At 63.2% G+C, this 19,416-nt stretch carries 19 protein-coding genes and 1 pseudogene; 6 read left to right on the top strand and 14 right to left on the bottom strand.

Annotation, left to right across the window (positions count from 1 at the left end):
* Nucleotides 1–9: 9 nt before the first annotated feature.
* The 8 genes from ACOOE1_RS21300 to ACOOE1_RS21265 all read right to left on the bottom strand — a co-directional run bounded on the left by ACOOE1_RS21300 (nt 10) and on the right by ACOOE1_RS21265 (nt 7,079).
* Complete coding sequence (locus ACOOE1_RS21300) at nt 10–1,161, bottom strand: acyl-CoA dehydrogenase family protein (RefSeq protein WP_420404205.1); 1,152 nt, start codon at nt 1,159–1,161, stop codon at nt 10–12.
* Nucleotides 1,158–2,276 (bottom strand): acyl-CoA dehydrogenase family protein, encoded by a 1,119-nt coding sequence (locus ACOOE1_RS21295; RefSeq protein ID WP_420404204.1) that lies wholly within the window; start codon nt 2,274–2,276, stop codon nt 1,158–1,160. The genes ACOOE1_RS21300 and ACOOE1_RS21295 overlap by 4 nt, the downstream gene beginning before the upstream one ends.
* The gene (locus tag ACOOE1_RS21290; protein ID WP_420404203.1) at nt 2,273–2,722 is read right to left on the bottom strand and encodes a MaoC/PaaZ C-terminal domain-containing protein; all 450 of its coding nucleotides are present in this window, start codon (nt 2,720–2,722) and stop codon (nt 2,273–2,275) included. The genes ACOOE1_RS21295 and ACOOE1_RS21290 overlap by 4 nt, the downstream gene beginning before the upstream one ends.
* On the bottom strand, nt 2,719–3,444 hold the full coding sequence (locus ACOOE1_RS21285; protein ID WP_420404202.1) for a transglutaminase-like domain-containing protein: 726 nt from the start codon (nt 3,442–3,444) through the stop codon (nt 2,719–2,721). The genes ACOOE1_RS21290 and ACOOE1_RS21285 overlap by 4 nt, the downstream gene beginning before the upstream one ends.
* An 89-nt stretch (nt 3,445–3,533) precedes the next feature.
* A complete protein-coding gene (locus tag ACOOE1_RS21280; RefSeq protein WP_420404201.1) occupies nt 3,534–4,661 on the bottom strand; it encodes a CaiB/BaiF CoA transferase family protein in 1,128 nt (375 codons plus the stop codon).
* Between the two features lie 11 nt (nt 4,662–4,672).
* A complete protein-coding gene (locus ACOOE1_RS21275; protein WP_420404200.1) occupies nt 4,673–5,530 on the bottom strand; it encodes a MaoC/PaaZ C-terminal domain-containing protein in 858 nt (285 codons plus the stop codon).
* A 21-nt stretch (nt 5,531–5,551) separates the two neighbouring features.
* Nucleotides 5,552–6,703 carry a thiolase gene (locus ACOOE1_RS21270; protein ID WP_420404199.1) on the bottom strand — a complete coding sequence of 384 codons (1,152 nt, stop codon included), beginning with the start codon at nt 6,701–6,703 and terminating at the stop codon, nt 5,552–5,554.
* 4 nt (nt 6,704–6,707) lie between these two features.
* Nucleotides 6,708–7,079, bottom strand: a complete 372-nt coding sequence (locus ACOOE1_RS21265) for a Zn-ribbon domain-containing OB-fold protein (protein WP_338532320.1) — start codon at nt 7,077–7,079, stop codon at nt 6,708–6,710.
* 107 nt (nt 7,080–7,186) lie between these two features.
* On the opposite strand from ACOOE1_RS21265, the gene ACOOE1_RS21260 reads away from it, so the two are divergent.
* Both ACOOE1_RS21260 and ACOOE1_RS21255 read left to right on the top strand, forming a co-directional pair.
* Nucleotides 7,187–8,350, top strand: coding sequence for a CaiB/BaiF CoA transferase family protein (locus ACOOE1_RS21260; protein ID WP_420404198.1), 1,164 nt, complete (start codon nt 7,187–7,189; stop codon nt 8,348–8,350).
* The gene (locus ACOOE1_RS21255) at nt 8,347–9,513 is read left to right on the top strand and encodes a CaiB/BaiF CoA transferase family protein (protein ID WP_420404197.1); all 1,167 of its coding nucleotides are present in this window, start codon (nt 8,347–8,349) and stop codon (nt 9,511–9,513) included. The genes ACOOE1_RS21260 and ACOOE1_RS21255 overlap by 4 nt, the downstream gene beginning before the upstream one ends.
* A 228-nt stretch (nt 9,514–9,741) precedes the next feature.
* On the opposite strand, the gene ACOOE1_RS21250 is transcribed toward ACOOE1_RS21255, so the two are convergent.
* On the bottom strand, nt 9,742–10,425 hold the full coding sequence (locus ACOOE1_RS21250; protein ID WP_420404196.1) for an MFS transporter: 684 nt from the start codon (nt 10,423–10,425) through the stop codon (nt 9,742–9,744).
* Between the two features lie 325 nt (nt 10,426–10,750).
* On the opposite strand from ACOOE1_RS21250, the gene ACOOE1_RS21245 reads away from it, so the two are divergent.
* The 4 genes and pseudogenes from ACOOE1_RS21245 to ACOOE1_RS21230 all read left to right on the top strand — a co-directional run bounded on the left by ACOOE1_RS21245 (nt 10,751) and on the right by ACOOE1_RS21230 (nt 14,527).
* Nucleotides 10,751–10,975, top strand: a complete 225-nt coding sequence (locus ACOOE1_RS21245; RefSeq protein ID WP_420406460.1) for a hypothetical protein — start codon at nt 10,751–10,753, stop codon at nt 10,973–10,975.
* Nucleotides 10,976–10,991: 16 nt separating this feature from the next.
* Entirely contained in the window at nt 10,992–12,146 is a 1,155-nt protein-coding gene (locus tag ACOOE1_RS21240) for an acyl-CoA dehydrogenase family protein (protein WP_420404195.1), read from the top strand.
* Nucleotides 12,143–13,321 (top strand): annotated as a pseudogene (locus ACOOE1_RS21235) (CaiB/BaiF CoA transferase family protein). The gene ACOOE1_RS21240 and the pseudogene ACOOE1_RS21235 overlap by 4 nt, the downstream one beginning before the upstream one ends.
* A 405-nt stretch (nt 13,322–13,726) precedes the next feature.
* Entirely contained in the window at nt 13,727–14,527 is an 801-nt protein-coding gene (locus tag ACOOE1_RS21230) for an HpcH/HpaI aldolase/citrate lyase family protein (protein ID WP_420404194.1), read from the top strand.
* A gap of 171 nt (nt 14,528–14,698) precedes the next feature.
* On the opposite strand, the gene ACOOE1_RS21225 is transcribed toward ACOOE1_RS21230, so the two are convergent.
* From ACOOE1_RS21225 to ACOOE1_RS21205, 5 genes are all read right to left on the bottom strand, one after another.
* Entirely contained in the window at nt 14,699–15,625 is a 927-nt protein-coding gene (locus tag ACOOE1_RS21225) for an electron transfer flavoprotein subunit alpha/FixB family protein (RefSeq protein ID WP_420404193.1), read from the bottom strand.
* Nucleotides 15,625–16,383: an electron transfer flavoprotein subunit beta/FixA family protein gene (locus tag ACOOE1_RS21220; protein WP_420404192.1), complete on the bottom strand. Its 759-nt coding sequence runs from the start codon at nt 16,381–16,383 to the stop codon at nt 15,625–15,627. The genes ACOOE1_RS21225 and ACOOE1_RS21220 overlap by 1 nt, the downstream gene beginning before the upstream one ends.
* A gap of 41 nt (nt 16,384–16,424) precedes the next feature.
* A complete protein-coding gene (locus ACOOE1_RS21215; RefSeq protein WP_420404191.1) occupies nt 16,425–17,207 on the bottom strand; it encodes an enoyl-CoA hydratase/isomerase family protein in 783 nt (260 codons plus the stop codon).
* A gap of 11 nt (nt 17,208–17,218) precedes the next feature.
* Nucleotides 17,219–18,001, bottom strand: coding sequence for an enoyl-CoA hydratase/isomerase family protein (locus ACOOE1_RS21210; protein WP_420404190.1), 783 nt, complete (start codon nt 17,999–18,001; stop codon nt 17,219–17,221).
* A gap of 88 nt (nt 18,002–18,089) precedes the next feature.
* Nucleotides 18,090–19,340, bottom strand: coding sequence for an ABC transporter substrate-binding protein (locus tag ACOOE1_RS21205; protein WP_420404189.1), 1,251 nt, complete (start codon nt 19,338–19,340; stop codon nt 18,090–18,092).
* Between the last annotated feature and the right edge of the window lie 76 nt (nt 19,341–19,416).

The following is a 19,416-nucleotide window of genomic DNA, read 5'->3' as shown; positions in this document are numbered from 1 at the left end:
CCCTCATGGTCAGCCCGGCAGGCCCAGGACAGCTTTCGATAGAATGTTGCGTTGGATCTCGTTCGACCCGCCGTAGATCGTGGTCGGCCGGGCCTTGTAGAAGGCCGCCAGAACATCGACGCCAACATTGCCGACCTGCAATGGACCGAGGGTGCCGCCGTCGGGTCCTGCCGCCTCGATCATGAGTTCGGTGATCTTCTGAAACGTCTCGGTCACCCAGATCTTGAGCATCGAGACATCCGCACCCAGCGGTTCGCCCCGCTTGAGTTGATCGGCGAAGCGCGCGTAAAGCGCCGCGTGATCCTCGACATCGAGCGCGACCTCGGCGAACCGGTCGCAAAAGACCGGGTCGTCGAAGCGGCCGGCACCGCGGGCGTAGGTTTCAAGCTGACCAAGCGCGTTCTGGGCCAGATTCGGTGCGCCGATAAACACGCGCTCGAAGCTGAGCAGGGACTTGGCCATGGTCCAGCCCTTGTTCAGTTCGCCGACCAGATTTTCGCACGGGGTGCGGGCATCGTCGAAGAAGACCTCACAGAACTCGGTTTCGCCCGCCAGCGTGGTGATCGTTCGGACCTCGACCCCCGGCTGATCCATCGGCACGAGAATGAAGCTGATGCCCTGCTGCTTCTTCTGGGCCTTCGGATCGGTGCGCACCAGCATGAAAATCTGCGTCGAGTCATGCGCCATCGTCGTCCAGATCTTCTGTCCGTTGATCACGAACTCGTCCCCGTCGATCACGGCGTTCGTGCGCAGGTTCGCCAGATCGGACCCTGCGCCCGGCTCGGAATAGCCCTGGCACCAGATGTCCTCGCAGCTCAGAATGCGGGGCAGCCAGTATGCCTTTTGAGCATCGGTGCCGAACTTGATGATGAGCGGGCCGACCATCTGCACGCCCATGTCGCGGCCGCGCACGACCCCCCAACGCTGCTGTTCCTCATAGAAAATGAGAAGCTTGGCCGCGTTCAGCCCCATGCCGCCGTACTCCGCAGGCCAGGCCGGTGCGACCCAGCCCTTGGCATGGAGCTTGCGGTGCCAGTGCTCGATTTCGGCGAACTTCGGGCGATGCGAAAGATTGCGCAGCTCTTCGGGATACTCGGTTTCGAAGAACTGCCGTATCTCCCTGCGGAAGTCCGCGTCGCTCGTGGCGTTGTAGTCGATCACTCTGCGGCCTCCTCTGCGTTGCGGGCGTTCAGCCAGAGCCGCCGGTGATGGACGTCGTCGCCCAGCCAGGCCGAGAGCACCAGCGCCCTGTTCAGGTAAAGCCCAATGTCGAACTCGTCGGTGTAGCCAACCGCGCCATGCAGCTGGATGGCCTCGCGCGTGATCTTCCTGGCCGTGGTGCCAGCCCGGGCCTTGGCGCGGCTGGCCTGGCGGGCACGCAGGCGCGGGGCTTCTGTCGCGTCCATCAGGCCTAGCGCGTCGCGCACGCCCGCTTCGGCCACTTCCTGCATGACATGCATGTCCACCGCGCGATGCTGAATGACTTGGAACGAACCGATTGGCTTGTCGAACTGTTCGCGCGTCTTGATGTAGTCGAGCGTGATCTCCAGCGCCTTTGCGCTGACCCCGACAAGCTCGGCCGCCGTCAGCGCCGTCGTGTCGCTGACAGCAGCTTCCAGAGCCTTTGCGACGGCCGGGCCCTTTGCGAGCAATTCGGCTGGCGCGCCCGACAGGTGTAGCTCGGCCAGTATACTGCCATCGGACTGACGCCGTTTGTCGATGGCTATGCCCTTGCCGCCGGGTTCAACCAAAGCGAGAGCCGGGCCGCCGCCGGCCTCCGCCACGACGAGGATGCCATTTGCAGCAGCCACCCCCGCGACCCAGGATTTCATCCCGGTCAGAGCGCCGTTCTCGAACCGACATGACAGGGTGTTGGAGAGACCTTTGGCGTCACGCTCCTGCCATGCTGTTGCCAGGACCGTCGTGCCGGCCAGCGCCTCGGTCAGAAGCGCATGCTCGGGGCAGAGTCGGCGTAAAAGGCCAATTGCGAGCCCGACCGAGGCGACCACAGGTTCGGGCGCGATCACCCGGCCTACTTCTTCGGCGATGATACCGGCGGCGGCCAGCCCCATGCCGAGGCCGCCGGCCTCTTCGGGAACCATAGCGCCGAACACGCCAGCCTCGGCCAGTTCCGTCATCACGGGCGCATCCCAGCCGCCGCCTTCGTCCCTGATCTTGCGCGCTCGCGCCACGCCGCCCGCGCGCTCGAACAGCGTGCGGACGCTTTCGCGCAACAGGCGGAGATCGTCCTGATCGTGATGTGCAGCGTTGCTCATTTTTCCTCCGAGAGCCGGCGCTTGATCATCACCGGAGTATCGGCAGTGAACACGACCTGTCCTGCGGGATTAATGGCTCTGAGCGCGTAGGCCAGCACGCCCCTGTCCGGCTTGCTCTTCGAAGGTTTGACCGAAGAGACTTCCAGTTCGATGTCGAGCGCCTCGCCGGGCCGAACAGGCCGAGGCCATCTCAGCGAATCGAAACCCAGCCCCCCGATATTGGCGATCTCCGGCATCATTCCATGCATGACTGGCTTGAACACCTGCAGCATCGTCTGAAAGCCCGAGGCGATCAGGCTGCCGTGGACGGACACGGCATAGTTCTCATCGGTGTGCAGCCGCTGCGGATCCCATTCATGCGCGAACGCAATGATCTCCTCCTTGCTCAGCGGCTCTGCGCGGAACCTGTAGATCTGACCTGGCTGGAAGTCTTCCAGATATTTCATGAGACCTTGCCCGCTGCCGCAAACCCGGCGTCCACCCCTTCGGCGCTGTGCGAGATGCGCTCGCGATTGAACTGCTCGAGCTTGGGATAGGTCCTTTTGAAAACGCGCAGGAATTCCTCCATCGGTGCGTCGACGTAGAGCCCCCGATCGTTCACATATTCCATGTGCCGCTGGTCTTTGACGTCGAATTCGTGAAACAGCGCGTCGCTGTTGCCATCGAAGACCAGCGGCCTGACCCCGAACCGCTCGCACAGCTCCATGTTGAACGCAGGCGTGATCTTATAGGTATTGCCGTCGAGCCAGAGCTGCACGTAGCCGTGATAGACGAAGAGGTCAGTGCCCATCAGCTCCCGCAGCTTGGGCGTGTTCAGATGGTTGCGCACATCGGCGAATCCCAGCGCTGCGGGAATGTCGACCGCGCGTAGGCAGGCCGCCAAGAGGATCGCTTTGGGCACACAGAAGGCGGCCTGCGCTCCGGCGATGGCGCTCGCGCGGTAAGCATCGGTCGTCAAGGCGAAGGTGTACGGATCATAACGGATACCGTCCCGCACCGCCTCGAACAGGCGGATCGCCTTTTCGGTCTGCGATGCATCGTTGGGTAGATCGCGCAGAGCCCGGGCGACGAACTGCTGGACCTCGGGGCTGTCGCTGTTCACGAAATACGTGGGCACGACGTATCTCGCGGCCTCTTCCGGGAGCTCTTCTTGGGAGGTCGTCATCATATCCACCTTCTGGGAGATGCAATTCTAACATCTGTTAGATTAACGGGCCACGCTGCCACCGTCAATGGTTCGGCGTTCTTGGCGGTGTCTCATGGGTCGGGCAGCCCGAAATAGCGGTTGTCACGACCGAGATCGGGCGCGGCCTCGTCGCTGGAGGGCGGCGCGCGAAAAGCCGGCGCGATCGGCAGCGGCAGAGCGGGTACGCGCCGTTCCCCGATTCGCACCCGCCGGTCGTAAACGCCCCGCTTGGCAAAATGGTCGTTGGATGCCGCCTCGGCCGGGGTCTTGACCACCGTGCAGCAGCAATCGGCCTTGGCCACAAGCGGTTCCCAGTACGAGGCCGGATGCGTCGCCAAGAGGCGGGCAACTTCGGCGGTGCTTGCTTGCGGATCGGCGAGGTCGTCGCGCAGCTCCGCCCCTAGTCCGATCACATCGCAGAAGGCCTGCCAGAACTTCTCTTCGAGTGCCGCCACGGCGATCTGCCGTCCGTCGGCGGCGGAATAGAGCCGGTAACGCGCCAATCCGCCCGTCAACCGGTCGGCGCCATTGCCAATCGGCTCTCCGGCGACAACGCCCTTGGCATGCGCCCAATAAGCAAAAACGAAGGCGCCCTCGGCCATGGCGATGTCGAGATGGGCACCCTGCCCCGTACGGTCGCGCTCGCGCAGGGCGAGCAGGATATTGAGCACCGCCGGGTAGCTGCCGCCCCCAATGTCGGCCACCAGCGCGAACGGCATTGTCGGCTGCTCGTCGGGACCGCGACTGAGCGACAGGATTCCGGCGTCGCCGACATAATTCAGGTCGTGGCCGGCAAAGTCCCGTTTAGGCCCCGTCTGTCCGTAGCCTGTGATCGAGCAATAGACGATGCCCGGATTGATGGCACGCACCGCCTCATATCCCAGGCCCAGCCGATCCATCACGCCGGGGCGGAACTGCTCGACAAGGACATCGGCCTTCTCGATCAGCGGACGGAGGCTCTCCACTGCACCCTCAGCCTTCAAATCCAGCGCAATCGATTTCTTGCCGCGATTCAGGATTGCGTAACCGATGCTGACGCCGTCGATTTTCGGCTCCGTATGACGCGCGTCCTCGCCCATGCCGGGGCGCTCCAGCTTGACTACTTCCGCCCCAGCCTCGGCCAGCATCAGGGTCGCCAAGGGGCCAGGCAGAAGCGTGCTGAAATCCAGCACGAGAATATCGCTGAGCGGCTGAGCCATGGTCGCTGTCCTCAGACGAAGCGGGCCGCGCCGTTGTTCAGCACCACGACCTGACGCTCGGGGATCGAGGCTTTGAACCGGGCTTCGTCGCCTTCCCGCCAGATATGAAACCGCACCGTCTCGCCCGGATAGACCGGGGCGGAAAAGCGCACGTCCAGTCCGGTCAGCCGGCTCGCGTCATAGTCGCAGAGCGTCTTGAGAATGGCGCGGGCCGCCAGCCCGTAGGTGGCCAGGCCATGCAGGATCGGGCGCTCGAAACCTGCCGCACGGGCGATCTTGGGATCAGCGTGCAGCGGGTTGTAATCGCCCGACAGGCGATAGATCAGCGCCTGGCGCGGCAGCGTCGCAAGATCGCAAACATGGTCGGGCTCGCGCTCGGGGACGGACGCAGGCGTCGGTCCCGGTTTGTTTTCGCCGCCGAACCCGCCGTCGCCGCGGCAGAAGGTCGACATCGAGACATTGGCCAGCGTCTCGCCGCTGGCCGCATCGATGATGTCACGACTCAGATAGATCACCGCGCCGCGCTCTTCACCCTTGTCGGAGATTTGGTCGATCCTGGTACGGCCGATCAGTTCACCTTTGACCGGCAATGGCTTGTAGACATCCAGCCACTGCTCGCCGTGCAGGACCTTCTTCCAATCGATCCCGGCGCGCGGATCGCGCAGCCAGAAACCGGGATAGCCAAGCGTCACCGCCATTGACGGCACGGCCATCAACCCGTCCTCATAGACATAGGCTAGTTCTTTTTCGTCGGTCGGATTCTCGCCAAAGCCCAAGCCGAGCGCATAGAGCATGGTGTCGCGCTCGGTGAGGGTTTGCGTTACGTCTTCAAACTCCCAGTTCGAGAGAGCCTCATAATTGAGCGGCATCACTTCGCCTCCCCAGTCGTTTCACAACGTGTTCTCCGAGCCCAGAATCGCGGTGACCTGGCTCGACAGCGTGCCGCCGTTGCCGTGGGCAAGCGCCAGATCAACATTTGCGATCTGAAGTCCCGGCGCATCGCCCCGGATCTGGCGGGTCGCCTCGATCACCGTGAAGATGCCGTACATGCCCGGATGCACGCAGGAGAGCCCGCCGCCGTTGGTGTTGACCGGCAGCTCACCCCCCGGCGCGATTCGCCCGCCTTCCACGAAGGCCCCACCCTCCCCCTTCTTGCAAAAGCCCAAATCCTCCAGAAAGAGGATCGTGTTGATGGTGAAGGCGTCGTAGAGTTCGACCACGTCGATGTCGGACGGAGATACCCCTGCTGCGGCAAAGGCGCGCGCACCCGACTCCCTGGCCGCCGTGACGGTGAAATCCGGCATCTGGGAAATCTGTCGATGCGTGCTCTCGGCGGCGCAACCGAGGACGTAAACCGGCGGCTTGGGGAAATCCCTCGCCCGCTCCGACCGCACCATCACGATCGCCCCACCGCCATCGGTGACGAGGCAGCAGTCGCGCACCGTCAGCGGATCGCTCACGATGCGGGCGGCCAGCACGTCCTCGCGTGTCAGATCGCCGCGCTCGAAGGCCTCGGGATTGTGCTGCGCCCAGGCCCGCGCGGCAACCGCCACATCGGCCAGCTGTTCGCGCGTGGTGCCGAATTCGTGCATGTGGCGCGCCGCCGCAAGAGCATAGGCGGAGATCGGGTAGCGCGGGCGATAGATCTGTTCGTAAGGCGGTGGCCGCGAGGCCGTAACGAGCTTGCCCGACCCACTGCGCTGGTTCGAGCCGTAGACGATCAGCGCCACATCACACAACCCCGCCGCGAGCGCCATGGTGGCCGCGGTGATGTAGTTGACGAACGAAGAGCCGCCGGTCATCGTCCCCTCGACGAAACGCGGGCGGATGCCAAGATATTCCGCTGCCATCAACGCTGGCATGCTGTCTTCCATCATCGTGCAAAAGAGTCCGTCCACATCGGACAGTTTCAGCTGCGCATCCGCCAGTGCCGCCAGGCCTGCCTCTGCCATGATGTCGTAGGCCGTCAATCCGGGCGCCTCGCCCAAGCCGGCGTGTCCGGTTCCCACGATCGCAGATTTGCCGCGCAGCTTGTTCTCCATCTCTTCAGCCCCCTTCCGGCCTGCACAGCACGGCGGGGGTGCCATCAATCTCTCCCGCATAGGCGATCACCGCCATGCCGATCTCCACGTCAGGAGGCGCAACGCCCTCAACGCGGCTCATCATCCGAACCCGTTCCTCCAGCTCGACGATGCAGACGTTGTAATCGCCGCCGCGATCGGGCGGGCGCCGGACGACCGTTGTGGTATGGATCTCGCCCTTGCCCGAAACCTCGTGTGACGTGAACGAGGTTGCGTAACAATGCGGACAGACCACGCGCGGGAAAAAGTGGAAACGCCCGCACGCGTTGCATTTGGGAAGAACCACCTTGCCTTCTGCCAGCCCCCTTCGAAAGGCTACATCTGGGCCTTCGTGCATTCTCAACCACCCTTCCCTAGCTGCGCTTCCGGGCCATCTGAGTTGACGATATTTCTAACAGATGTTAGATTTCTGGCAAGCTCAAAATTCACGCGTTCGAGAAGAATATGAACATCGACGAAAAGGGCCCGCTGCATGGGCTGCTTGTGGTCGCACTGGAACAGGCGGTTGCTGCGCCGTTCTGCTCGTCGCGCCTTGCAGATGCAGGGGCCCGGGTCATCAAGGTGGAACGCAAGGGATCGGGCGATTTTGCTCGCGGATACGATAGAGCGGCAAACGGGGAAAGCGCCTATTTCGTCTGGCTTAACCGGGGCAAGGAATCCCTGGAGCTTGATATCAAGGACCCAGACGATCGTGCGCTGCTGGAACGGATTCTCGCCCGCGCCGATGTGTTCCTGCAGAACCTCGCTCCCGGCTCGCTCGAAAAGCTGGAACTGGATTCGGCATCGCTGCGCGCGCGTTTCCCGCAGCTCGTCACCTGCGATATCACGGGCTACGGCGATGATGGGCCGATGCGTAATGCCAAGGCCTATGACCTGCTTGTGCAATGCGAGAGCGGACTGGCATCGATCACCGGCACGCCGGACGGACCGGGACGGGTCGGCATTTCGGTGTGCGACATCGCCTCGGGAATGACTGCCCATGCGGGGATTTGCGAAGCGCTGATCGAACGCCAGCGCACCGGGCGCGCCCGCGGCGTCAGCGTGGCGATGTTCGACACCATGGCCGATTGGATGGCGGTGCCGCTTATCTTTCACGATTGTGCCGGACGTCCAACGCCTCGGGTGGGCCTCAGTCATCCGGTGATCTGCCCCTATGGCGCCTATACCTGCCGCGATGGCGGCCAGATCGTACTGTCGGTGCAGAACGAGCGCGAATGGGGGCGCTTTTGCAACATGGTTCTGAAACGGCCCGAACTCGTTGAGGACCCGCGTTTCGACGGCAATGACAACCGCAATCGCAACCGGGATGTATTGCAGCCGATGATCGAATCCGCTTTCGCTGCGCTCGACAGGGCGCAGATGCTGGCGCTCCTGCGTGAAGCCGACATCGCCTCGGGCGCGGTCAACAACGTTGCGGCGCTTTCCAGCCACCCGCAGCTCGACCGGACGCTCATTCAGTGCCCTTCGGGCGAAGTTGGTCTACCGGCACCACCGATTCGCAGGTCGGGCGAAAATATGCCGCTGGGCGCCTCACCTGCGCTGGGGGCGCATAATGCGGCGATCCGGCGGGAATTCGCCGCGCCCGTCGCAGGCGAGGACCAGACATGAGCGAGGCAAGACCCGCACTTCTGTCGGGGGTCCGGATTATTGACATGACCTCGGTCGTGTTCGGTCCCTTGGCCACGCAGATGCTGGGTGATCTAGGGGCCGACGTCATCAAGGTAGAAAGCCCCGAGGGCGATATGCTGCGCCAGGTACAACCCGCTCAAAGCCCCGGCATGGGAGCAGCCTTTCTGGGCGTGAATCGCAACAAACGCAGCGTCGTGCTGGATCTCAAGACCGATGACGGCCGGCGGTCTTTGCGCCGGCTTTTACGCGACGCCGATGTCTTCATATCCAGCATTCGCCCTGCCGCGCTGGCCCGCTTGTCTCTGGCACCGGACGCTCTGCGCCGCGAAAATCCCCGTCTTGTTACCGTGGCTGCCGTGGGCTTCGGCTCGGATGGGCCGTACCGCGACAAGCCCGCCTATGACGACAGCATTCAGGCGGTCTCGGGCATGGCGGGGCTGGCCACGATGCGCGACCCGGGCGCGCCGCCCTCCTATGCGCCAACCATTCTGGCCGACAAGCTGGGCGGAGTCACGGCGGCCTGGGCGGTCATGGCCGCGCTCTATCACCGGGAACGCACGGGCGAGGGGCAGCATGTCGAGGTGCCGATGTTCGAAACGCTGGCATCGTTTCTGCTGGTGGAGCACATGGCCGCCGCGACATTCGAAGACCTCCCACAAAGCTTCGGCTACAGCCGCATGCTGGTGCCGCATCGCCGTCCGGTCCAGACGAAGGACGGCTATATCACCATCCTTCCCTATTCCAATGCGCAATGGGCCCGCTTCTTTCGCGCCATCGGGCGTGAAGACATGCTCTGTCATCCGTGGGTGACGAACATGGACGAACGCAGCCGGAACATCGGTGCAGTCTATGACATGGTCGCGCAGTTTGCGCCGTCGCGGACGACACAGGAATGGATCGACCTGATGGAGGAAGCCGACATCCCGGTCATGCCGGTGCGGATGCTGCCCGCCCTGCCGCAGGATCCGCATATCGAGGCAACCGGATTCTTCCAGCGCGTGGCGCATCCCACCGAAGGCACCATTTGGACAACGAAACCTCCGGTGAAGTTTTCGGCCACGCCGGCGCGGCACGATCTGCGTCCCGCGCCGCGCCTTGGTGAACATAGCGAAGAGATCCTGAGCGGAGTGGTGGAGGACTGAACGGCTTTCCAGCTCCGGGAGCGACCACGCGCCCGTTAGAGGCTGCTAGCTCTAGCGGTTCTTCGCAAGGTTTTAGGAATGCCGCATCAGATCGGTAGCAATGCTGTCGAACGGTTTTTCCCGCTTTCTCGCGGTGTGGCGTAAGAGGTGTTCTGCTCACACGTCCTGCGCTGGGGCATAGTGCCAGGGCATGAACTCGCCGATGCGGCTGTTAAGGTGGCCGGCGTCTTATCGGTGGGACGCGCGGCTATCGGGAAGACGAGCGCCAGGATCAGCCCTGCCTGCATCAGCAGCAGGCCGGAGCGGGTCGGCGTGTAGCTCTGGATCGTCTGCGCGAACAGCGGAATCACGAAGGTCGAATCGTAGATTGCCGCCCCGAAGATGAAGGCCAGGACGGACGCGCCCGCATAGACCCGGTTCGTGAAGAGCTTGAGATTGAGCATGGGCGCGGGGCGTGTGCAGTTCCCAGACGACGAAGCCGATGCCCGAGATAAAGGCGACGGGGAAGTCGCGCAGGATGGAATCGGAGAACCATCCATCACGTTGTTCATTCGACAGGCCGTTGAGCAAGGTCACGAGGAACACGGTCATCAGCCCGAAACCCATCCAGTCGAATTTGCGCGGCGATCCCGAAATTGCCCGCCCCGGCATGAAGAGGGGTGGCAAGGAACAGCCCGACAAGGCAGAACGGCACGGCATGAAGAGGACATAGCGCCAGCTGAAGCTGTCCACCATGATTCCGCCCAGCGTAGGGCCGAGTGCCGGGGCCACGCCGATGCCGTAGATGCCCATGGCCGAGCCGCGCTTTTCCGGTGGAAAGACCTGGAAGATCACCTGCATGGCCAGGGTTGCAGGATGCCGGCCGCATGACGGCCACAGGCTTGCCGCCACGGTCGACCAGACCGTCGCCATCAGCGGCGTCGATCCAGATGGGGTAATCGGCTTCGTGCCTCATCTTCGCCGACCGGAAAGGAAGGAAGGTGCTGCGCTTCAGGCTGATGACAAGACGTGGTCTGAACGAAACAGCCACAAGCATCAGAAAGGTGAAGCGCAGCATGAAGTATTATGTGTGTCTCGACGTCTCTTTCAAAGAAACGAGCGTGTGCATTGTCGATGAAAGCAGAAATATCTGCCGGGAGAAGAAGGTGATATCTCACCCGGGCGATCTGGTCGCTGTCCTGAGCGACCCCGCATTGAACTTTGAACGTGTTGGCACGATTAGAGTTCGGGCGAGGTAATCGTAAAATTGAAGGATGGACGCGAGCTCGGACACCGCGAGCATGTGAACCGCGGCGCCTCGGACCGTCCGCTGTCGGAAGAGGAGATCGTCGCGAAGTTCATGGAAAACGCCGCGACGGCGTTGTCGGTTGAGGCCGCACAACGGGTGCAGGAAGCAGTGCTCGGGATGGATGGCGGCCTTGCCGCGCACGCGCTGTCGGCCGTTCTCGCCGGACGTCGCTGAGAAGAGGTACAGCCCAATGAAGGACGAGCGGGACGAACAGGAACAGATGATGCTCGACATGGTCGACCGCTTCCTCGAGACAGAAGTGGCGCCCCATGTCCATAAGCTCGAACACGACGACATCTATCCCGAGGAGATCGTGGAGAAGATGAAGGCGATGGGGCTGTTCGGCTGCATCATCAAAGAGGAATATGGCGGGCTGGGCCTGTCCGCAACCGCCTATGCGCGGATCATCGAACGCATCTCGCGCACCTGGATGTCGCTGTCCGGCATCGTCAACTCGCATCTGATCATGGCCTCTGCGGTGCAGCGGGCCGGCACCGAAGCACAGAAAGCCGAATTCCTGCCCCGCTTTGCCACGGGCGAGATCAGGGGCGGCGTCGGTCTTACCGAGCCCAATTGCGGCACGGACCTCCAAGCGATCCGTACCACCGCGCGCCGAGTGGGCGACGAATACATAGTGAACGGCACCAAGACCTGGATCACCAACTCCATGTACGGCAATTGCCTGGCGCTCCTGGTGAAGACCGATCGAACTGCGGAGCCGCGCCATCGCGGCATGAGCCTGCTCATTGCAGAGAAGGGGCCGGGCTTCAAGGTGACGCGCAAGCTGGAGAAGCTCGGCTATCGCGGCATCGACACCTGCGAGCTCGTCTTCGAGGATTATCGGGTTCCCGCGGATCGCCTGATCGGCGGCCAGGAGGGCCGCGGCCTGCAACAGATCCTTTCCGGGCTTGAGCTCGGGCGCATCAATGTCGCCGCGCGCGGCGTGGGTGTGGCACGCGCGGCGATGGAGGAAAGCCTCGCCTACGCGCAGGTGCGCACCACTTTTGGCAAGCCCATCTGCGAGCATCAGGCGATCCAGCTTATGCTGGCCGAAATGTCGACCCGCGTCGAGGCGGCACGGCTTCTGGTCGAAAGTGCGGCGCGCGCGTTCGACACAGGCGAGCGCTGTGACATGGAGGCGGGGATGGCAAAATACTTCGCCACGGAAGCGGCGCTGAAAAACGCCACCGATGCCCTCCGCATTCATGGCGCCTACGGATATTCCAAGGAATTCAACGTGGAGCGCTACTACCGCGACGCACCGCTGCTGACTATTGGCGAGGGCACCAACGAGATGCAACGTATTATCATCGCCCGCCAGCTCGTCGAAAGGAATCGGGCATGAGCCTGCCTCTTGAAGGTGTCCGCATCATCGCAGTCGAGCAATACGGGGCCGGACCTTTCGGCACCCAGCATCTCGCCGATCTGGGTGCCGACGTGATCAAGATCGAGAACCCCGCCGATGGCGGCGATGTCGGCCGCCTCGTCGGCCCTTACTTTCTCGAGCCAGGCGACAGCCATTTCTTCCAATCGTTCAACTGAAACAAAAAGAGCGTGACGCTCGACTTGAAGAGCCGTGAGGGGCAGGCGATGTTCCGGGAACTCGCAGCCGGCTCGCACGCCGCTTTCAACAATCTCAGAGGCGATCTGCCGGAGAAGTTGGGTCTTACCTACGACGCGCTCAAGGACGTCAACCCTGCCATCGTATGCTGCCATTTGTCGGCCTACGGCCGCGAGGGCCCGCGCAAGGCTTGGCCGGGCTACGACTATCTCATGCAGGCCGAGGCGGGCTATCTTTCGCTGACCGGGGAGCCGGGCGGGCCACCCGCAAGGTTTGGGCTCTCCATCATCGACATGATGACAGGCACCACGGCGGCGATGGCGCTGCTTGCCGCACTTGTCTCGGCGCGCGCGACCGGGAAGGGCCGCGACATCGATACCAGCCTGTTTGACGTGGCGCTCCACAATCTCAACTATCTCGGCACCTGGTACATGAACGAGGGCGCGGTGACGGATCGCACGCCGCGCTCGGCGCATCCGTCCCTCACGCCGAGCCAGCTTTACAGGACCAAGAACGGCTGGATCTTCGTCATGTGCAACAAGGAGAAGTTCTGGCAGATTTTCGCCAAGCTGATCGGCCGGCCGGATTGGGTCACAGATCGCCGCTTTTGCGATTTCAAGGCCAGGCTCGCCAACCGCGATGAGCTCACGCGCGAGCTCGATGCGGTGCTGTCGGAGAAGACGACCGCAGAATGGATTGAGCTCCTGGCCGGCAAGGTCCCCGTCGCGCCCGTGAACAACGTGGCGCAAGCGCTCAATAGCGAATTCGCCAAGGGGCAGGGCATGATTGTGAACATGCCCCACCCGGTGCGCGGGAGCATCCGCACGCTCGCCTGCCCGGTGCGCTGTATTGGCGAATCTCTGCCGCTTCGCCCCGCTCCCCGGTTGGGCGCCGACAATGATGACATTCTGGGTGCGCTTGCTAGCAAGCGCTCATCGCCGAACGTATCCGAAGTATAAACTTGTTGATCGAAAAGCGGTATGGCTGGTGGCGAGCGAAGAGAATCACCAGGTCGGCGCAGTCCTGATCGACGAGAAGGCAGCGGAGATCTTCGGCCTCGCTCTCCGCGCCGGTCATGGCGCCGGACACCGCTGCGACGATCGGCATCCCGACGCTCTACGTGGGCGTGTTCGTCGGCGTCCTCTCTGGAGCCGCCTACTTCTCCGGCTTTGTTTGCTGTGACCGCGTGGCCCGCTACGGTGCCAGCCAAGCACCCTCGTCTTGTGCGTTGTAGGCCTCGTCGTTGCTGCGAGCGGTCTCGGTCCGATGGTCATTTCGGCTGCGGTTCTGATCGGCCTTGGATACGGGCCAGCTCTCGACGGGATGGCTCTGGTCTAAGCGGCTTAGTGGTAATGGAGGTCACATTGATTCCGCGCAGCTATCTTTTCGTCCCCGGCGACCGTCCGGACCGCTTCGACAAGGCGCTTGCGACGGGCGCCGACATTGTGGTGCTCGATCTCGAAGATGCTGTGCTTCCCGAGAGCAAGGCCCGCGCGCGCGAGGCGGTCCGCAACTGGCTTGGCAAGGGCGGCCGCGCGGCGGTCCGGATCAACGGCATCGGAATGGAATGGCACGAGGAAGATGTGGTGCTGCTGGCCACGCCGGGCGTCGCCGCAGCACTCCTGCCCAAGGCGGAAGAGCCTGCGGCGCTCGACACCTTTGTCTCCGCTTTGCCTCAAGGTCTGCCGATAGTGCCACTGATCGAGAGCGCACTCGGAATTTGGAATGCTCGGGAGCTGGCCAGTGTCAAGGGTGTGACACGACTTGCCTTCGGATCGATCGATTTCCAACTCGACACGGGCATCGAAGCTGAGGGCGAGGCTCTGCTCTACGCCCGTTCGCGCCTAGTGCTCGCCTCGACGATTGCCCGTATTGCGCCACCTGTTGACGGTGTGACGATCGCGATTGACGATGAAGAACGGCTGCGCGCCGACATCACGGCGGCGCGCGCCCTGGGGTTCGGCGGAAAGCTGTGCGTCCATCCCCGTCAAGTGGCAGCGGTGCACGAAGGCTTCGCACCCGACGAGGCGACGCTCGCCTGGGCGCAGGCGGTCGTGGAGGCCGCGCGGACGAGCGATGCGGGCGCGGTGCGCGTCAACGGCAAGCTCGTCGACCGCCCGGTTGTGGAGCGGGCGAAAAGAATTCTTGAAGACGCTCGGCCATAAGACCAGGCGTGCATGCCACGCTGGACCGGCGCATCCGCGCGTAAACGAGGCCCCAAACCCACCTTTCTGCGTGCCGGGTGAACGACGATGTTTGGAGTTCTGAAGGGCAATGAGACATTTCGATCATGATTGAGGCGAGCTCCTGGACTAAGACAGGGGGCAGTCCGCGTCTCAGAGCTTTTCGATCAGCTCGGGTATGGCCTGGAAGAGGTCAGCCACAAGGCCGTAGTCGGCGATCTGGAAGATCGGGGCGTCCGGATCCTTGTTGACTGCGACGATGATCTTGGAATCCTTCATCCCTGCAAGGTGCTGGATCGCCCCGGAAATGCCCACTGCAACATAGAGCTCGGGCGCCACGACTTTGCCGGTCTGGCCGACTTGCCAGTCGTTCGGCGCGAAGCCGGCGTCGACTGCGGCCCGCGAGGCGCCCACTGCTGCGCCGAGCTTGTCGGCCAGCTTCTCGATCAGGGCGAAATCTCCTTGCGAGCCGACGCCGCGGCCGCCAGAGACTACGACCCCGGCAGAGGTCAGTTCGGGGCGGTCGCTTTCGGCCACCTTGTCCCCGACCCATTCCGACAGGCCCGGATCGCCAGGCATAGCCACCGTTTCCACCTTGGCCGGACCGCCTTTGCCGGCGGCCTTGAAAGCCGAGGTTCGGAGGGTCACGACCTTCTTGGCGTCTTTCGATCTCACCGTCTGGATTGCGTTGCCGGCATAGATCGGGCGCTCGAACGTATCCGCATCGACAACGCCCGAGACATCGGAGATCACCATCACGTCCAGTAGCGTGGCCACCCGCGGCATCACGTTCTTCGCGTCGGTGGTGGCCGGGGCCATTATATGCGAATAGTCGCCCGCGACGCTCGCGATCAATGCCGCAGTCGGCTCGGCCAGGCGGTGGCTCAGTGCCGGATGCTCGGCCACCAGAACCTTCGCTACGCCCTCGATCGTCGCGGCTGCCGCGCCGGCGGCTGCCGCCGAAGCCCCGGCGCAGAGCACGGTGACCTCGCCCAGCGCCTTGGCGGCATTCACCGCCTTGGCGCTGGGGTCCAGCGCCAGTTCGCCGTCATTTACTTCGCCCAGCAGAAGAACAGCCATCACACCACCCCCCTCTCTTTGAGTTTCGCCACCAGCGTATCGACATCCGGCACGATCTCGCCGGCCTGGCGTGTTTCCGGCTCGGCCGTCTTTACCACTTCGAGCCGCGGGCTCACGTCAACGCCGTAATCCGCCGCCGTCTTCTCGTCGAGCGGCTTCTTCTTGGCCTTCATGATGTTCGGCAGCGAAGCGTAGCGGGGTTGGTTGAGGCGCAAATCGACCGTCACGATCGCCGGCAGCTTGACCTTGACGGTCTGCAGCCCGCCGTCGACCTCGCGGGTCACCACGGCGCTGCCGCCCTCGACCTTGACTTCCGAGGCAAAGGTCGCCTGGCTCCAGCCCAGCAGCGCCGAGAGCATCTGCCCGGTGGCATTCATATCGTTATCGATCGCCTGCTTGCCGGCGAGCACCAGGTTCGGCTGCTCCTCGTCGATCACCGCCTTCAGGATCTTCGCCACCGCCAGGGGCTCGATGTCCTGATGCACATCTGCGGCCGCCACAATCAGGATCGCGCGATCCGCCCCCATCGCCAGCGCCGTTCTCAGCGTCTCCTGCGCCTGCTTCACCCCGATCGAAACCGCCACGACCTCGTCCGCCGTACCCGCTTCCTTCAGACGGATCGCCTCCTCAACCGCAATCTCGTCGAAAGGGTTCATCGACATCTTCACATTCTCGAGATCGACACCGCTCCCATCCGCTTTCACGCGAACCTTCACGTTGTAGTCGATCACGCGTTTGACGGGCACGAGCACCTTCATCGGCGTTTCTCCTATGACTGTTTGAACGTCTTTGGCCGCAATCAGCAATCCTTGAACCGTGGCGGCCGCTTTTCTTGGAAGGCCTTCATGGCCTCGGGAAAATCATGGGCGCAAAGGAGCACGCTTTGCGCATCGCGCTCAACCTCCAGAGCCTCGAGGTAGGAGCATTCGGCAGCCGCCCGCATGACACGCTTGGCTGTCTGCATGCCGAAGGCGGGGTGGGCGGCGATCTCTCGCGCGATCTCGATGGCCCGGTTCTCGACCTCGCCGGCCGGGACGCATTCCTCGACTACACGCAGCTCGCGAGCCGTTCGTCCGTCGAACTCGCGGCCGGTAAGCACCAGCATCCGGGCCACCCCAGCCCCGGCGCGCTGCTGAAGGAGCCAGCTCGACCCGGTGTCGGGGCAGCCGCCGACCGTGGCAAAGACCTCGCAGAGGCGCGCATCTTCGGCAGCCACGACGATATCGGCCGACAGCGCCAGGCTCAGCCCCGCGCCATAGGCGATTCCATTCACCGCAGCGATCAGTGGCTTCTTGAACTGATAGGCGGCACGACCGCCGTCGTGGACCATGTCGACCATCTGCGAGGTGGCGCGGGCGCCTTTGGCGATCTCGGCGCGGAAGCCGACAAGATCGCCGCCGCTTGAGAAATGCTCGCCGCCGGTCATCACCACGGCACGTATCGCGTCTTCCTTCTCGGCCTGCCGCAGATTGGCGATGAGCGCCTCGACGAATGCAATGCTGTAAGGGTTGCGCCGTTCGGGGCAGAGAAAGCGCAGAACGCCCACAGGCCCATCACAATCAAGCCGCATCAATTCGCCCATGCCTCTCTCCCTTACCGGCCTTGCCAGACGGGCGCGCGTTTTTCGGCAAAGGCCCGCGGGCCCTCGATGGCATCCTGGCTGGCATAGACCACCTCGTGCAGGCGCTTGCCCTCTTCCAGCCCGCCGGCGCAGCCCCGGTCCATGGTCGCGCGCACACTGCCTTTCGCAGCGACTACCGAAAGCGGTGCGGCACTGGCGATCCGGCATGCGAGGTCGCGGGCCCGTTCGCGAACCAGATCAGGCGTGTCTTCCAAATAATTGGTGAAACCGTAACCGTGCAGCCGCTCTATCGGCATGAGATCGCCGGTCAGAACGATCTCCATCAGGACAGGCTGCGGCAGCATCCACAGAGCCGGCGCGGCCCAGGGCGAGCCGCGTCCGATCTTGACTTCGGTGATCCCGATCTTGGTGCCTTTGAGGCCGACCCGCAGATCGCAGTTCAGCGCCAGCATCATCCCGCCAGCCATGAGAGACCCGGTCATCGCGGCAATGATCGGTTTGCGGCAGCCGCGCATCGTGTCGTGAAAGGGGTCGCGCATCTTGCTCAGGATGTCGACGCTCTCGGTGCGCGCGATCTCGGCCGCTTCCTTCAAATCGAGCCCAGCGCTGAACACGCCGCAATCGGCCGAGGTCAGGATCGCAACCCTGACCGTATCGTCGGCCTCGATCCGCTCCCATGCATCGACCAACCCGTTGGCGGCGGCGACCGAGAGCGCGTTCTTGCGCTCGGGCCGGTTGATAGTGACGGTGGCCACGCCACCTTCGACGGACACCTCGATCGGGCTGCTTTCCATTGCTCGATCCCTCGCAGATTGACCTTGCATGACTGGTCACCCGGCTTATGCCTGCGGGTCGCTCCCGACCCGCAGGCACGCCGTCAAGTCACTCGACGGTAAATTTCGACGAGCTTTCCTTGATCACTTCCCACACCACGTCGGTGTAGTCCGCGCTCCAATCCGTGAGCGGCACCCAAGCCGAACCGTCCCACTGCTCGACGCGGGTCTTGCCGCCTCCGCCATGGTCCTCGGGCGTCACGGTCACCGGAGCCATGAGGCCGTTGGCGTCGAAGTCCGCAATCGATTCATAGCCCGCCTTCATGCTCTCGGGGGTCAGCGGCCAGCCGTTCTTCTCGATAGCCAGCCGGGCGGCCTCGATTCCCACCGAAAAGACCGCCAACCCCAAATTGTAGTAGACGTCGCGGACCAGCGATTCCGGTCCGCTGCCTTTGCCCTTCGCATAGTAGGTGTCAAGCATGGTCTTGACGAGGGGCACCTCCTGGCCGCCGGCCACGTTGGTGCCACGCAGGATACCCTTGGCCGCTTCGGCGCCGATGTTCTTGATATCGACCTCATTCATCCAGTTCACCGACAGATAGCGATCGATCGGAAAGCCATTGCGCTTCATCTCCTTGGAGGCCACGACGTGGCCGCCGGCCAGAAGCCAGCTGATCACATAGTCGGGTTTGTCCCGGCGGATCTGGGTCCAGGCGCTTGCCTGGTCGCTCCCGGGCAGCGGCACCGGATAGAGCTCGAGCTCAAAGCCTTCCTTCTCAGAAAGTGTCTTGAGGATTTCGATCGGCTCCTGACCGAAAGGATAGTCGAGATAAATGAAGCCAATCTTGGCATCACTGAGGTCGCCGCCCATCTGATTCTTGATGAAGGCGACGTCGTTGGCCGCCTGCTGCCAGTAGGTCGGTCCGACCGGGAAAATCCAATCGAATACCTTCCCATCGACCGCATCGCCCCGGCCGACGAAGGATTGCAGCACGATGTTGCCGTCTTTCATGGCGCGAGGAAGAACGGCATTCGTCACCGGGGTCGACAGGAAGTAGAACAGGAACACGCCCTCGCGCTTCAGCTGTTCGTAGCATTCGACACCGCGCTGCGGCTCATTGCCGGTGTCGCGCACGATCATTTCGACTGGATGGCCTGCTATCCCGCCGTTGTCGCTTGTGTATTTGGCAAGATCCTGCGCAGCCTGCGCGACCTGCGGCGAGACGAAGGTGTAGGATTTGCTCAGATCGAAGCAAAGGCCGAAGCGGATCGGCTCCTTGTCCTGTGCCGCGGCTGTCTGGATTGCCAGTCCCAGCGCCGCTGCCAGTATAGCGGCAGTCGCTCTGTTGAAGATGGTCATGTCGAACCTCCCTGTTGCATATCGCTTCCTCATTGTCTGCCCACTCCGCGGGGCCGACTTCACAGGCCGCACGGGG

Source organism: Nisaea sp. (assembly GCF_965216895.1).
GTDB lineage: Bacteria > Pseudomonadota > Alphaproteobacteria > Thalassobaculales > Thalassobaculaceae > Nisaea.
This window is presented reverse-complemented; position numbering and strand designations above follow the sequence as displayed.

Excerpts from the sequence above, each read along its gene's own strand:
- ACOOE1_RS21205 (WP_420404189.1), bottom strand. The coding sequence starts at position 19,340 with ATGACCATCTTCAACAGAGCGACTGCCGCTATACTGGCAGCGGCGCTG.
- ACOOE1_RS21240 (WP_420404195.1), top strand. The coding sequence starts at position 10,992 with ATGAAGGACGAGCGGGACGAACAGGAACAGATGATGCTCGACATGGTC.
- ACOOE1_RS21280 (WP_420404201.1), bottom strand. The coding sequence starts at position 4,661 with ATGGCTCAGCCGCTCAGCGATATTCTCGTGCTGGATTTCAGCACGCTT.
- ACOOE1_RS21215 (WP_420404191.1), bottom strand. The coding sequence starts at position 17,207 with ATGGGCGAATTGATGCGGCTTGATTGTGATGGGCCTGTGGGCGTTCTG.
- ACOOE1_RS21260 (WP_420404198.1), top strand. The coding sequence starts at position 7,187 with ATGAACATCGACGAAAAGGGCCCGCTGCATGGGCTGCTTGTGGTCGCA.
- ACOOE1_RS21220 (WP_420404192.1), bottom strand. The coding sequence starts at position 16,383 with ATGAAGGTGCTCGTGCCCGTCAAACGCGTGATCGACTACAACGTGAAG.
- ACOOE1_RS21255 (WP_420404197.1), top strand. The coding sequence starts at position 8,347 with ATGAGCGAGGCAAGACCCGCACTTCTGTCGGGGGTCCGGATTATTGAC.
- ACOOE1_RS21210 (WP_420404190.1), bottom strand. The coding sequence starts at position 18,001 with ATGGAAAGCAGCCCGATCGAGGTGTCCGTCGAAGGTGGCGTGGCCACC.
- ACOOE1_RS21290 (WP_420404203.1), bottom strand. The coding sequence starts at position 2,722 with ATGAAATATCTGGAAGACTTCCAGCCAGGTCAGATCTACAGGTTCCGC.
- ACOOE1_RS21225 (WP_420404193.1), bottom strand. The coding sequence starts at position 15,625 with ATGGCTGTTCTTCTGCTGGGCGAAGTAAATGACGGCGAACTGGCGCTG.
- ACOOE1_RS21265 (WP_338532320.1), bottom strand. The coding sequence starts at position 7,079 with ATGCACGAAGGCCCAGATGTAGCCTTTCGAAGGGGGCTGGCAGAAGGC.
- ACOOE1_RS21275 (WP_420404200.1), bottom strand. The coding sequence starts at position 5,530 with ATGCCGCTCAATTATGAGGCTCTCTCGAACTGGGAGTTTGAAGACGTA.
- ACOOE1_RS21270 (WP_420404199.1), bottom strand. The coding sequence starts at position 6,703 with ATGGAGAACAAGCTGCGCGGCAAATCTGCGATCGTGGGAACCGGACAC.
- ACOOE1_RS21285 (WP_420404202.1), bottom strand. The coding sequence starts at position 3,444 with ATGATGACGACCTCCCAAGAAGAGCTCCCGGAAGAGGCCGCGAGATAC.
- ACOOE1_RS21250 (WP_420404196.1), bottom strand. The coding sequence starts at position 10,425 with ATGGCGACGGTCTGGTCGACCGTGGCGGCAAGCCTGTGGCCGTCATGC.
- ACOOE1_RS21295 (WP_420404204.1), bottom strand. The coding sequence starts at position 2,276 with ATGAGCAACGCTGCACATCACGATCAGGACGATCTCCGCCTGTTGCGC.